The sequence below is a fragment of the Pseudomonas sp. NPDC089396 genome, from assembly GCF_044749545.1.
In the GTDB taxonomy this organism is placed as follows: Bacteria; Pseudomonadota; Gammaproteobacteria; order Pseudomonadales; family Pseudomonadaceae; genus Aquipseudomonas.
In genome coordinates this window covers 36,912-50,237 of record NZ_JBIVIC010000004.1, presented here as the reverse complement: position 1 = coordinate 50,237, position 13,326 = coordinate 36,912, and the positions used below count along the sequence as shown (strand labels likewise).

Below are 13,326 nucleotides of genomic sequence, written 5' to 3'. Positions count from 1 at the left end.
AGCAAGGGACTGGCCCCGGCTTCCTTTTCTCGTCACTGACTGCCTGCTATTTTTTCGGCGGTGTGCCTTCAGCGTTTGCCACCACCACGTCGATTTGCACCAGTGCATCATCAGGAAGCGCTGACACGCCCACTACCCGGCGTGCTGGCACGCCACCTGGGAAAAATGCCGTGTAAACCTCATCCAGTGCCGCGATATCTTCAATGTTCTTAAGGAAGACGTTGACCTTTACGACATCGCTCAAGGTGTGGTCGACACTTTCGACAATGGCCTTGATGTTTTTCAAGCATTGTTCCGTCTGCTCCCTCACCCCGCTGCCCACCACCTTTCCGGTGTTCGGGTCCAACGGTAATTGCGCAGACAGGTGGTTGTAATGAGAAAACGCTACCGTTTGGGTAGACAGCGCATGTCTGGGAGCGTTCGCCGTATTATTTGCCTTGATGACAATCCCGTGTCTGTCTTCAACCACTTGCGGTGGCGTGCCATCGCCGTGGGATACCACGGCTTCTATTTGCACTAAAGCATCCAGGGGTAAAGCGGAGGCTGCCACTACAGTGCGCGCGGGGAAATAGCCTACCGCCCGGGCAATGGCCGAATCCGGGAAAAAGGTGGTATAGACTTCGTTAATACGCTCGATGTCCGAGAGGTTTTTAACGAAGACAGTAATCTTTACAATATCATCAAAAGGAACATCAATACCTTCCAGGATCGCCTTGATGTTTTTCAAACACTGTGCTGCTTGCTCTTTTACACCACCCGCTACCAACTTGCCTGTTTTGGGGTCGATCGGCAGTTGGGCCGACAGGTTGTTGTAATGCGAAAACGCCACGGTTTGCGCAGACAGTGCGCTGACGGGAGCAGTCTCCGTGTTCTTTACCGTTTTTATCAAGTCGCCGGCCTGTGGCGCTTGTGGAATAGTCCCTTCGCCATTTGAAATCAACGCTTCCACTTGCACTAAAGCATCCATGGGCAAAGCGGCAACGGCGACGGTCGTCAGAACGGGCACATAGCCAGGGAAGAACCCGGAATACACACTGTTGACCGTTTCGATGTCGGCGATATTCTTAAGGAAAATAGTAACCCTTACGACATCTTCCATCGTGTGGTCGATGCTTTCTACAACTGCCTTTATGTTTTTGAAGCACTGTTCAGCCTGCGCCTTGACGCCACCCGCTACCACCGTACCCGATGCAGGGTCGATCGGTAGCTGAGCTGAAAGATTATTATAGTGAGAGAACGCTACCGTTTGAGAGTACGGACCTATGCCTTTTGGAGCATCACCTGTGTTTCTCGCCAATACCGCGTTATAGCCACTCATAATAGTACTCCCGTTCCTCTGGACTTCGCGGGTTGTGTGGCAAGCACCTATTCCACTGCGCTGTCGACGGTTGCCACCGTTGGTCGGCCGACTGGCTTCACTTCCACGAAGGACTCGCGAGCCAGTGCCGGGGGTGTCCCATGGAGCAGGATCAATTGTAGTGGTCTCTGCGTGGTGTGATATTGACTTGGGTTAGGTATTGAACGGAATTGGCTGCGCGACCAATCAATTTGGCATAACTTCAATAACCGTTTGTTAAGAAATATCGGCTACGACGCAACCCTGCTGTCGCACGACTTTTGCAAACAAAAAAGTGAAGTTGGATTGCGCGTGTTCAAAGCCCGCGAAGGCCGGATGTTGGGTGCCGTGCTGGATGACTGTCACTTCCAGCAACGGCCGTTGACGGCTGCGGGCTTCGAACACTCATGCGGTGGACTCGATTGCTCCCTGGTAGCGTGGGGCTATTGCTCTTCAGTTGGTGCTAACCCCTCTGTGTCATCGTCAGCGAATTGCTCGGAGAGTACAGGTGCGTTGGGGTGCATCGAGTGTGAACCATTTCTCCCGACTGCCCGAATATATCCAGATGCGTCTTCGTCAGCATATTGCGCGGCGGGTAAAGGCGCGTTGGGATGCATCGAGTGTGAACCATTTCTAACGACAGTCTGGACAAATCCAGAGGTGCTGTCGGTAGCGTCGTTGGAGCCTGCAAGTGCTGTCAGGCAGGCTGCGCTCAGCAGCGCTGCGGTCATCGCACTCACTAAGGTAGTGCTCATTGTCATACGCCTCCGTTTAGAGTCGCACCTCGCAGTTTGAACCTCTGGGCAAGAAGCGCGCTTGCAGGTGACCAACGGCCAGGAGCAGTTGGTCGACCGATCAAGCTGGGGCGGTTACGCTGGCGCTTTTTATCATCTACATGGAGGTGCGTATGGCAGGGGCATACCAAGGAAGCTGCTTGTGCTCAGCGGTCAGTTACGCGCTAATCGCCCCGCCAAAGGCAGTGAGTCATTGTCACTGCAGCCAGTGCCGCAAAGGTCACGGGGCAGCATTTGCTTCGTATGGCAGCGTCCCGCGTAGCGCACTTCGAATACTTCGCGGCGCCAGCAGCATCAAAACCTTTGCTTCTTCACCGACGGTAATGCGCGAGTTCTGCGTGGAATGCGGTTCGACCTTGTTCTGGTCACGGTCTGAAGGCGAGTTTGCCGACTGGATTTCGATAGCGCTGGGCACGCTCGATACCCCGTTCCTGCCCCAGAAGCAAAAACACATACACGTCGATTGTGCAGCCCCCTGGTACACGCCCACCCTTTCCAAAGACTGACGTGCTTTTGGCGGGTGGACGAGCACCCCGCTCCCACAGTGACACCACAGGCATTGAATGCAGTGATTTCCCCTGTGGGAGCCGGCTTGCCGGCGATGAGGCCGGCACAGGCAACACGACCAGCCGCTTTCCCTACTTGCTGGCAATCGCCTGATTAGCCAACGGACAGCTCTGTGCATTCAGGAAGCGCGATTGCTTCAGCCAGTCTTGCTGCGGGTAATAGGCGAACACATAGCTCCCGCGTCGCAGCGTATCGATCAACTTGCCGGCAATTGCCGGCCGTACGGCAGGACACCCCTGACTGCGGCCCAAGCGACCGAGACCCGGAACGACCTTGGGATCGGCATAGGCGGCGGCATGCATGACAATCGCCCGCGACATGCTGTTGTCGTTGAACCCCGGCTCCAGCCCCTGCAGGCGCAGCGAGCGGCCGTGCTTGCCGCTATAGGTCTGGCCCGTCTCATACAGGCCAATGGAGGATTGGTAGCTGTTCGGCGCGTTGGAGAACGTGGTCGGCACATCGGCGCCGCTGTTCTTGCCATGGGCAACCCACTCCTCGAACAGCAGTTTGCGGGCTTGCAGGTCGAACACCCACAGACGCTTGTCACGCGAGGCCTTGGAGTAATCGATCACCGTCAGCAACTTGTCCGCGTCGCTATGACTGGCGCACGCGTAGGCGGTGAGTGCCAGGGCCAGGGTCGAAAGGCTGGCGCTCGGCGCCAACTGCTGCAGTTCGGCGGCGCTAGGCAGGGGTTGCGCCTGGGCGGTATGCCAGGCGCTGAGGAAAAACAGGCCAACACTGGCCACTGAGAGCCGGATGGCTCCCCGCAAGGGTTTGAACATCGACATGGATTACCTGTTAAAAAACCTGTGCCCAAAACCCGCTACTGTGCTTGATTCCTGGAGGATTTCCGATCATTTCTTGACCAACGGTTTAAGATCTTCACCGTCTTCGGTGCTGATCACCGTGAATTTTCCATCGCTGCGCGTATCCCGGGTGGACGCCCAATCGGTGATTACCAGCATCGTGCCGACGTCCATCGCCGCACGCAAATGACGGCGGAATTCCGGGTTCAAGTTCAGTTGCCCCAGTTGTTCATAGGGCGTATCCCCATACTCCGGGTTGCTCAGCCCCACCACCGACCAGCGTAAGGGTAGCGCAGCGTCAGTTGCCAAGGCGGACGGCTTTTGCAGCAGGGAATACACCGCCATGCCACTGCGATGCTGACGGCTTTCAGGCGACAGTGCCGGCGCCGAGCCGATCAACTGGCCACCGCGAAACACATAGGCGCGCAGGTCGGCACGACTGATCAGGATCGACAGCGGTCCCGAGGTCGGGTCCGGATCGTCCCAGAACTGTTGGTTGCTCAATACCAGCGGGCCCTGGGGTTTGCCTTCGCTCACCGTCGGTGCCAGCACGCCGGGGTGGTAGACCTCCACCGGTGCACTGTGGGTATCGGAAACGATGACGGTGGTCGAACTGAAACCGGTGACTTCATACAGTTTCTTGGCAAATCCCATCGGCAGGCGCACGCAACCATGCGAAGCGGGGTATCCCGGCAGATGGCCAGCGTGCAGGGCTATGCCATCCCACGTCAGCCGCTCCATATAGGGCATGGGTGCGCTGTTGTAGAGGCTGGACTTATGCTCGACTTTCTTCTGCAGGATGCTGAATACCCCCGTGGGAGTTTCCCGGCCTGGCTTGCCGCTGCTCACGGTACTGACGCCGATGGCGATGCCATTGCGATAGACGTAGGCACGTTGCTCGGTGAGGCTGATCACCACGGTCACCGGTCCCACCGGCGAGACCTGCGGGTACCAGAGAAACTGACCAGGCTTGAGGCTGTCGAGCTGGCTCCTGAGCTGGGCCGGGGTAGGCACCTGCAACGGCGCCGCCTCGACCAACGCGACGGCAAGTAATAGTCCCAGTCCTAGCGGTATATGCAACATCGAATCCATCCTCATAGAAGCATCAAGCCAGCTTAATCGGAACATTCACCTGCGAGCAAATGCGTGGAGTCCCCGCAAAGCTCGACATACCCGGCCTACGGTTGGCATGAAATAGAAAGAAAATGGCGTCGAATGTAAAGCCGGCCAACAGACATGAACTCAGGCCTGGCACTGTTTCTGTGGGAGCCGGCTTGCCGGCGATGAGGCCAGCGCTGCCAACAAATACCGCTTTGGGTGCCTCCAGCTCGTCGCCCCAGTTTTGCCCTCGTCATGAAGTGAAAAACCGCTGTCGTGGGATGAGAAGTGGCCGCAGCCACTGCTGCCGTAGAGTCGGCGCACAACAAAACAAAAGCCCGGAAGCACGAGAGCCACCATGAGCAGATCCACCCGAACGAGCGAGACTGCAATCCCCACCCAGCGCCCCCCTGCAACCGCCCGAAAGCGTCGCGTGCGCAAGAAGGCCGATCTCCCGGACAACACCGAGCACCAAGCACTGATCGGCACCGCTGCCAACCAGACCCTGGCGGGCAATCCACTCGTCAGCGTGCGCCCGGCCGACCTGGCCAGCTCGGCCGGCTACCTGCTCAAGGCCGTGGGCAAGTCGCCGCTCAAGGCCGGTGCTCATCTGGGCGGCTACCTGAAGGCGCTGCGCGGCATCGTCGGTGGCAACTCCTGCCTCGCGCCGGACCCGAAGGACAAGCGCTTCGCCGATCCGGCCTGGCATTCCAACGTCTTCCTGCGCGCCCTGTTGCAGAGCTACCTGGCTGGCCAAACCGAGCTGACCCGCTTCATCGAGTCCACCGACCTTGCCCCGCTGGAAAAGAGCCGCGCCCGGTTCGTGGCAGCGCTCCTGGCCGATGCCGTGGCCCCGAGCAACTCCCCGCTGACCAATCCGGCGGCGCTGCGCAAGCTGGTGGACACCGGAGGCATGAGCCTGGCCAGGGGCGCCCGCCAGTTCGGCGAGGACATGCTGCACAACCGTGGGTTGCCCAGACAGGTCGACAGCACGCCGTTCAAGGTGGGCGAGAACATCGCCACCGCCAAGGGCGAAGTGGTGTTTCGCAACGAGATGTTCGAGCTGCTGCAGTTCGCGCCCACCACCGAAAACGTCTTTGCCCGGCCCTTGGTGATGTCGCCACCACAGATCAACAAGTACTACGCCATTGACCTCGCGCCGGAAAAAAGCCTGATCAAATGGATTCAGGACAGCGGCGTGAACCTCTTCGTCATCAGTTGGCGCAACCCCACCCGCGAGCATCGCGACTGGGGCTTGTCCGAATACGCGATGTGCCTCGACCAGGCGGTGGACGTGGCGCGCAAGATCACTGGCAGCCCGGATGTGAACATGTGGGGTTCCTGCTCGGGCGGCATCACCCTGGCGGCCTACCTGGGCTGGCTGGCGGCCCGTGGCGAAGGCCACAAGGTGGCCAATACCAGCTGGGCCGTGTGCGTGCTCGACATGCCCTCGGCGCTGGACGACACCACCCTGGGGCTGTTCACCACCCCGTCCGCCCTGCGCGCGGCCAAGGCCAGCTCCCGGCGCAAGGGGGTGCTGAGCGGCCAGGGCATGGCCCGCATGTTCGCCTGGATGCGCCCCAACGACCTGATCTGGAACTACTGGGTCAACAACTACCTGCTGGGCAACAAGCCACCGGCTTTCGACATCCTGGCCTGGAACAACGACACCACACGCCTCCCCGCCCAACTGCACGCGGACTACCTCGACCTGATCCAGCAGAACCCCTACAGCAACCCTGGCACCCTGGAGATTGCCGGCGAGTCGATCGACATGACCCAGGTGAAGGTGGGCGCCTATGTGGTTGGCGGCACCACCGACCACATCACCCCCTGGCAGGGCTGCTACGGCACCGCAAGGCTGTTTGGCGAGGACACCACCTACGTGCTGTCCAATGCCGGCCACTTGCAGAGCCTGGTGAACCCGCCGGGCAACCCCAAGTCCTTCTACTATGCGGCGCCAGCCGAAGCCGAAACTCCCGAAACCTGGCTGGAGAACGCCGGAGAGCGCCAGCAAGGCAGCTGGTGGCCGCATTGGCGCGAGTGGATCGGGGAGCGCTCGGGTGACAGCCTGCCGGCGCCGAAAAAGCTCGGCTCACGCAAGTACCCGCCCCTCTGCCCCGCACCTGGCACCTATGTCATGGAGCGTTGAGGCTGCCCTCTCCTCCTGAAGCCGACCCCACGCCAGTCGTGGGGTTCAGCGCTTTGCGGTCATCCAGGCGGTGCCCTACGATGCAGCCATCTTCAATAAAGGACTCATTGAATGGCGATCCGACTAAGGCCAGCCTGTGTGACCGATCTTCCAGCCATCTACCGCGGCGAAGAGCACTACATCCGCAATTGGGAGCCCGATCATGAAGCCGCGTGGCGCGCCAACCTGGAGCGCCACCTGACACGTTGGGTGGAGAATTTCGAGCGGTTGACCGTTGCCATCATCGACGAGGCTTTTGCCGGTTACTCGTTGTGGGCGCCCGAGCATGGCTATGCAGAACTGTGCACCATCAGTGTGAATCAGGAGCATCGACGCAGCGGCGTTGGCACGGCGCTACTGGAAGCTTATGCGCTGGACGCGGCGAGGCAGGGTTTCACTCGATTGCGCTTGAGTGTACGGCCTGACAATCCCGCCAGGTTGATGTATCAGAAAGCGGGCTTCGCATGCACGGGTACGGGTGCGAATGACTACCTCACGTACGAGCGCCAAGTTTGAAGGCTTGCAAGGTTCTGTTGCCAGCGCCGGCCTCATCGCCGGCAAGCCGGCTCCCACAGGGAACGCCATAGCATTCAAGGCTTGCGGTGTACCTGTGGGAGCCGGCTTGCCGGCGATGAGGCCGGGTCAGACGCCACCAGAGGTCAAGTAGGTGCGTTAAAACGCATACACCAACGTAGCCGTGGCACTACGCGGGGCGCCATACCATCCACGCGCGCCAATCGCTGTGTAGTACTTCTCGTCGAACACGTTGTCGAGGTTCAAGGAGACGCTGGTTTGCGGCGTGAACGCGTATTGCGCCATCAGGTCGACCACACTGTAGTCGCCCTGAGTGAACGTTTCGCCGTTAGGTCCAGCATCCTTGTAATACTCGGTTCCCTGCCAGCGCACACCACCGCCCACCTTCAACTGCGGCAGGCTCTGCAGACGGTAGCTGGTGAACAGCTTGAAGGTATCGCGCGGTATTTCAGTGAGCAGGCGCTCGCCATCCGAGTCCTTGCTCACGGCATAGGTGTAGCTCGCCGATACCTGCCAATCGGGCAGGATCTCACCGGCCATTTCCATCTCGAAACCGCGGGTTTTGGTACCGGACTCGGCACGGTAGGCCTGGTTGCCATCCGGGGCCAGGTTGCTGCCGTCGGCGACGGCGAGGTTGTCCTGGTGCACCTCGAAGACACTGAACGCGGTCGTCAGGCGCTTGTCCCAGAATTCGCTCTTCAGACCCATCTCGTAGTTCACGCCCTCCAAAGGATCAAGATAGGTGCCATTGACATCCTTGTTGCTCTGCGGCTTGAAGATGGTGGTGTAGCTGGCGTAGGCCGACCAGTGTTCGTCGAGGTCATACACCAGGCCCACGTACGGCGTGACGACCCCGTTTTCGGTTCGCGAGGTGCGGCTGGTCTGGCCGGTCGACAAGTCGGTATTGGCTTCGTCACGTTTCCAGTCGATCAACCGCGCGCCGGTAATCAGCGACAGGTCATCGGCCAGGCTCCAGCGGACCGACGCCACCAGGCCGTCCTGGGTTTCGTCCAGCGCATCTTCCGAAGACTTGGTGTGAATAGCGTCCGGGATGGGCAGCGAGCCGTCCCAGGTGAAGATGTTGTCGATGGACTGGATGGTCCACAGTGGGTAACCGTCGTTCCGGTAGTAAGCCTTGTAGTGACTGGCCCCCAGGTAGAGTTGGTGCTCGCGGGCGAACCATTCGAATGGGCCGGTCGCCGACAGGTCGAACGAGGTCTGCCGGGGCTCACCGGCCCAACGGCCCGTCCAGGTGGAGACGCCACTGCCATCGGGGTTGACGGTGCCACTGGCTGCGGTGGCAAAGGCGTCGTCATAGCTGCGGCGGTTGTGTTCGGCATTCAGTTTCAACTGCCAGCCGTTGTCCAGCTGGTGCTCAAGGGTGGTGAACACCGTTTTCGTGCGACGCTTGTGGTAGCTCCAGTCCGCGGCCGAGTTGAACGAGCGGGAGGGATTGAAGTGACTGCCATCGGAGTTGTACATCGTGAAGCCGTGGTTGCCCGCCCCGTCGTTGTCCATCTCCTGATATTCCGCCCCCACTGTCAGCATCGTGCTGTCAGTAACGTCCCACTCCAGCACCCCGTATGCCACCTGCTTATCCAGGGACTGGCGGTCGACATAGCTCTGGCTGTTGGTGTTCGACGCGACGAAGCGGCCACGCACATTGCCGCTTTCCGACAACTTGCCGGACACGTCCAGCTCGGTGCGGTAGTCGTCCCACGAGCCCGCCTTGAGGGTCAGCTTGCGTTGGGTTTCGAGGGTGGGCTTCTTGCGAATCAGGTTGACGGTCGCGCCCGGGTCGCCGGTGCCCGACATCAGCCCCGTGGCCCCCCGCACGACCTCGACTCGGTCGTAGCTCACCATGTCGGCAAGGTCATCACGAAAACCATAGGTATTGGGGCGGTTGACGCCGTCGACCTGGATGCTGCCAACCTCGAAGCCGCGCACGTAGATATGGTTGGCGTCGCTGCCCGCTGGCCCCATGCTGTCGACGACCACGCCTGGGGTCTGTTCAAGCACCTCGGCAACGTCATTGAGGTTCTGATCTTCGATCTGCTGACGGGTGACCACGCTGACCGATTGAGGCGTCTCGCGTGCAGAGAGCCGTAGCCCCGTCGCGGTGTTGGCCGAACCTGTGGTGTAGCTGCCGGTGCCTTCTGTGGTGGCGCCCAGTTGCACGCTCGATACGGTCGTTGCCCCCAGTTCCATTGCGCCGCCCTCCTGGAGGGGGCGAGCCAGCATGTAGCGCTTGTCTGCCACCTGCTGCAGCTGCAGACCAGTGCCTTGCAGCAGATGCGCGAGGCCCTGTTCCGGCTCGTAACTGCCCTGCAGTCCTTCGCTGCGCAGGCCGGCGGTTTCTTCGCTGCTGAAGCTGACAATCACCCCGCTGACTGTGGCGAATTGATTGATGGCGGTCGCCAGTGGCCCTGCGGAAATGTTGTAGCTCACAGGCGCTGCCCAGGCATTGGCACAGGCCAGCATCGAGCTGGAAAGGCTCACCGCCAGCGCGGCTTGGCGAATGCTGAAAGCGGGGGAAACAAAACAAGCGGACATCCATGGACTCCTGACTGGATGGAATACGCGAGCAATCCCAACACTAAACGTATTGATAATGGGAATCCTTCGCATAACGGCGGCGCGATGTTCTGTTCTTTATCCGCTGGCTGTCAACTTGTGTTTTGTAATGTTGCGGGCCTGGTTCACGCCTGGTTCAAGAGAAGGGAGCGTCGAGCGCTGCTGACCTGCAGCAGGATCTACTGGAAACGCAAGTGAAAGGCCCTGTTCAATTTGAACAGGCGTGTTTCAACACGAATGATGTTGGCCAGAATATCGCGCAGTGCCGACTTCAATGCTACGCCAACCAACCGCTCGCGCACCCGAAGCAATTCCTCGGATTCTTCGTCGAGCATACGCTCGTACAACAAGGCAACGATCGAGTCCTTGTTGGGGAAATATTGGGTGAAACTTGAAGCAGCACTTATCACGCATGAAACCTTGATCTTGTCTGTACCTGGGTTACGGCCCGAGCAGCACCTGGCGATTGCCCGGTACTTCGGCGAGCCCGAAGTTCACACCTTCTATCCCAACCTGGTCAAAGGTTTCGAACAGATCACCGTGATCGACTCCAAACAGGGCGATCGCGCCGATATGTGGCACCACGACGAGAGCTTCCTGCCCAGCCCCCCGATCATCACCATGACACACGCGCAGGTATTGCCGCCGTGCGGCGGCGATACCTGCTGGATCAGCATGACCACCGCGTACGACGGATTGTCCGAACGCATGAAGCAGTATCTCGAAGGCCTGAATGCCTGGCACGACATGAACGGACCGATGACGGCGGCGCTGCGCCAGAACGTCGTCACGCACGAGCGCTATGTCGACGTCATCAAGATGAACCGCAGGCACCTTCATCCACTGGTCATCGCGCACCCGGTTTCAGGTCGAAAGGCGTTGTACCTGAGCCCGACCTACACCACCCATATCGACGGCGTGGCCAGCCCCGAAAGCGATGCGCTGCTCGGCTACCTGAATGCCCATTGCCAGCAGGTTCAATTCGGCTTTCGCCATCGCTGGCGGGTCGGGGACATGGTGCTCTGGGACAACCGCAGCGTGCTGCACAACGCCATCCTGAACTATCAACCGCACCAACGGCGCATGCATCGCACCTCGGTGTTCGCGCGTGGGGCCGCCCACGCCTGACTCGCTGACGGGTTGATCACCACTTGCATCGGTCGCTGAAGAGGAAACAGCCATGCTGAAGGATGAACTGAACCATGATTTGCTGGCCCGCTACATTCCCAGGCCAGGTCGCTACCCGCTGCTACCCGATCTGACACCGCGCCAGCGCGTGGCCTTGCTGTGCCGGGTATTGTCCCGCGAGGGCTATAACGACCATATCGCCGGCCACATCACCGTTCGCCAGGACGACGGCACTTACCTGGCCAACCCGTGGGAACTCACCTGGGGAGAGGTCACCGCCTCGGATATTTTGCGCCTCGATCAGCAGGGCAAGGTGATCGAGGGTGACTGGAACATCACCCCGGCCATCAACCTGCACATGGATGTGCACGCGGCGCGGCATGATGTTGGCGTGGTGATTCACAACCACCCCAGTGGGGATCGGTGTGGTCGGCGGTGGGGCGTGTTCCACCGATCTACGACCAGACCTCGGCCTTGGTCGACACTGACCCGGTGCTGTATGACGAGTACCGAGGCACGGTCGAAGACATTGAACGGGGCCGCGCCGCCGTGGAGGCCCTGGGTACACGGAAATGGGCATTGCTTGCCAATCATATAGCCGGCTGACGCCCGCCTGGTCATGAAAAAGCCCGCGCACAGGCGCGAGCTCTGGCAGGACAAGCGTGCCTTCAGCGATCGAGTTCATCCTTGATGATCGTGCCCTTGTGCGGGTCGACCTGGAATTCGTAGCGCTTGCCGTCCGCCTTCATGCCCTCCCCTTCCCAATGGCCGTCGTCGGCTTCGATCTTGGTGATCTGGGTATAGCCAGCGCCCTTCAAGGCAGCTTCGGCCTGATCCTTGGTCACTGTCCAATCGGCGCCGGGCTGATCGGCCCAGGCCATCGAGGCGCCCAATGCACCTGCCAGTGCCAGGCCGGTGAACAGTCGAGTCATGGTTTTCATTGCCAACATCCTTTTTTGCGGGGTTCAAAGGATGCGACTCAGGCTGGGGTGGCGCAGTTCAGTTCGAAACATGCCGGGCTGCTGGGCCGGCCTCATCGCTGGCAAGCCAGCGCCCACAGGTACTGCACAATCCTCAAGATCTCCACAGGTCGGTGTAGGAGCCGGCTTGCCGGCGATGTGGCCAGTCCAGTCACCAAGGCACTCAGTGCATCATGCCCAGCTCGGCATCATCCATCAGTGCCTTGGCCAAGGCACTCAGGTAGTGCGCTGCCCAGATCATCATGGGCTTCTCGTCCATTGCTCAATCTCCCTGAAATTTTTGCTGCCTGGTCTGGCCCTATCGCTGGCAAGCCAGCTCCCACAGGTGCTACACAAGACCCGAAATCTGTGGAGATCTCTGTGGGAGCCGGCTTGCCGGCGATAGGGCCAGCCCAGACAACACATCACTTGAGCCCTAGTGCAAAGTCCCAGGCTCAGCCGGCATCTGCACCTGGATCAACATCGACTCAAGCATCACCCGCAGCGCCTCCATTTCATGCATCGACGCCATCATCAGAATCGAAGCCGGTGATTTGGGCTGCAGCAGCAGTGCCTGATGAATCACGGTCTGCGCGCACAGGGCGTAGTCCGTGGCTTGGAAGAGGGTGTCTTCGAGGGAATGGGGGTTGTGCGGCGGATCGGGGACAATTTTCAACATATTGACTGTGCTCTTGGTGGGACCACCACCTACCCGCTGTCAAACAGAAGGGTGGCAGCTGTGCATAGGTTGACAGACCGGCGAACACAGAAACCGGCGCACGCAAGCGTGCCCAGTGCACAGCCGCCATAAACGGCAAAGCCATGCAATGTGCTCGTTACGGCCTGTCAAAGCCGTGTCGTCAAAATGCAACGACCCGCCGAGACTAGAGCGCAGCCCAAGCGGCCACAACGAAAAAAAGGCGGCCGAAGTATGTTTGGGAAATGTCCTACAAGAAAGAGGTTAAAACTGATTATCTACCGGGCAAAACACCTCATCCATTCCCGGCAACGCTCGCCTCATTCGTCCCTTGGCAACCATTGCGGCATGCACAGTCGAACTCAGCCTCGGCGCGCGTCGAATAATTCACGCTCAGGCGGACCTTGTCTTGCGTGTCGTACAGGTCGTAGCCCTCGCCCAGCGCGCTGGGAAAACCAACACGTCGGGGAAAAATTTCTTTCTGGCTAGGTACGGCGGGAACCACAACAAAGCGCGTCTGCATGATCATCCCTCTTCCGGCAGTCATTAAGTATTAGTCTGACTATCTGTAAGACTCAAGTCGGCTCATGAAAGATTTGCCTGCCGCCTGGCAGCCGCAGGGCTTGCCCTATGGCTCTCGCG

The 13,326-nt window shown here is 59.7% G+C and carries 13 protein-coding genes and 1 pseudogene; 5 read left to right on the top strand and 9 right to left on the bottom strand.

The features are described 5' to 3' along the window. Positions 1-46: 46 nt before the first annotated feature. Entirely contained in the window at positions 47-1,318 is a 1,272-nt protein-coding gene (locus ACIPZB_RS08490; RefSeq protein WP_400639815.1) for a RidA family protein, read from the bottom strand. A 925-nt stretch (positions 1,319-2,243) separates the two neighbouring features. Between ACIPZB_RS08490 and ACIPZB_RS08485 the strand changes: the two genes are divergently transcribed. Next, positions 2,244-2,636: a GFA family protein gene (locus ACIPZB_RS08485; protein WP_400639814.1), complete on the top strand. Its 393-nt coding sequence runs from the start codon at positions 2,244-2,246 to the stop codon at positions 2,634-2,636. Positions 2,637-2,768: 132 nt separating this feature from the next. Here ACIPZB_RS08485 and ACIPZB_RS08480 read toward each other — a convergent pair whose 3' ends face one another. Beyond that, positions 2,769-3,479 carry a murein L,D-transpeptidase catalytic domain family protein gene (locus tag ACIPZB_RS08480; RefSeq protein WP_400640128.1) on the bottom strand — a complete coding sequence of 237 codons (711 nt, stop codon included), beginning with the start codon at positions 3,477-3,479 and terminating at the stop codon, positions 2,769-2,771. Between the two features lie 72 nt (positions 3,480-3,551). After that, on the bottom strand, positions 3,552-4,586 hold the full coding sequence (locus ACIPZB_RS08475) for a L,D-transpeptidase (protein WP_400639813.1): 1,035 nt from the start codon (positions 4,584-4,586) through the stop codon (positions 3,552-3,554). Positions 4,587-4,959: 373 nt separating this feature from the next. Here ACIPZB_RS08475 and ACIPZB_RS08470 point away from each other — a divergent pair, with 373 nt between their 5' ends. Together ACIPZB_RS08470 and ACIPZB_RS08465 are read left to right on the top strand one after the other, a co-directional pair. Continuing rightward, positions 4,960-6,753, top strand: coding sequence for an alpha/beta fold hydrolase (locus ACIPZB_RS08470; protein WP_400639812.1), 1,794 nt, complete (start codon positions 4,960-4,962; stop codon positions 6,751-6,753). Between the two features lie 111 nt (positions 6,754-6,864). Then, complete coding sequence (locus tag ACIPZB_RS08465; protein WP_400639811.1) at positions 6,865-7,308, top strand: GNAT family N-acetyltransferase; 444 nt, start codon at positions 6,865-6,867, stop codon at positions 7,306-7,308. Positions 7,309-7,464: 156 nt separating this feature from the next. Here ACIPZB_RS08465 and ACIPZB_RS08460 read toward each other — a convergent pair whose 3' ends face one another. Together ACIPZB_RS08460 and ACIPZB_RS08455 are read right to left on the bottom strand one after the other, a co-directional pair. After that, complete coding sequence (locus ACIPZB_RS08460) at positions 7,465-9,879, bottom strand: TonB-dependent siderophore receptor (RefSeq protein ID WP_400639810.1); 2,415 nt, start codon at positions 9,877-9,879, stop codon at positions 7,465-7,467. Between the two features lie 200 nt (positions 9,880-10,079). Next, positions 10,080-10,235: a hypothetical protein gene (locus ACIPZB_RS08455; RefSeq protein WP_400639809.1), complete on the bottom strand. Its 156-nt coding sequence runs from the start codon at positions 10,233-10,235 to the stop codon at positions 10,080-10,082. 49 nt (positions 10,236-10,284) lie between these two features. Here ACIPZB_RS08455 and ACIPZB_RS08450 point away from each other — a divergent pair, with 49 nt between their 5' ends. Both ACIPZB_RS08450 and ACIPZB_RS08445 read left to right on the top strand, forming a co-directional pair. Further along, complete coding sequence (locus ACIPZB_RS08450; RefSeq protein WP_400639808.1) at positions 10,285-11,028, top strand: TauD/TfdA dioxygenase family protein; 744 nt, start codon at positions 10,285-10,287, stop codon at positions 11,026-11,028. A gap of 52 nt (positions 11,029-11,080) precedes the next feature. Next, positions 11,081-11,626, top strand: coding sequence for a class II aldolase/adducin family protein (locus tag ACIPZB_RS08445; protein WP_400639807.1), 546 nt, complete (start codon positions 11,081-11,083; stop codon positions 11,624-11,626). Positions 11,627-11,696: 70 nt separating this feature from the next. Here the strand turns inward: ACIPZB_RS08445 and ACIPZB_RS08440 are convergent, their stop codons facing one another. From ACIPZB_RS08440 to ACIPZB_RS08425, 4 genes and pseudogenes are all read right to left on the bottom strand, one after another. Next, the gene (locus ACIPZB_RS08440; protein WP_008094514.1) at positions 11,697-11,969 is read right to left on the bottom strand and encodes a PepSY domain-containing protein; all 273 of its coding nucleotides are present in this window, start codon (positions 11,967-11,969) and stop codon (positions 11,697-11,699) included. Between the two features lie 202 nt (positions 11,970-12,171). Beyond that, positions 12,172-12,267, bottom strand: a pseudogene (locus ACIPZB_RS08435) (DUF3077 domain-containing protein); the annotation flags it as partial. A 156-nt stretch (positions 12,268-12,423) separates the two neighbouring features. Further along, complete coding sequence (locus tag ACIPZB_RS08430) at positions 12,424-12,666, bottom strand: hypothetical protein (protein WP_400639806.1); 243 nt, start codon at positions 12,664-12,666, stop codon at positions 12,424-12,426. 313 nt (positions 12,667-12,979) lie between these two features. After that, entirely contained in the window at positions 12,980-13,213 is a 234-nt protein-coding gene (locus ACIPZB_RS08425; protein ID WP_400639805.1) for a hypothetical protein, read from the bottom strand. Between the last annotated feature and the right edge of the window lie 113 nt (positions 13,214-13,326).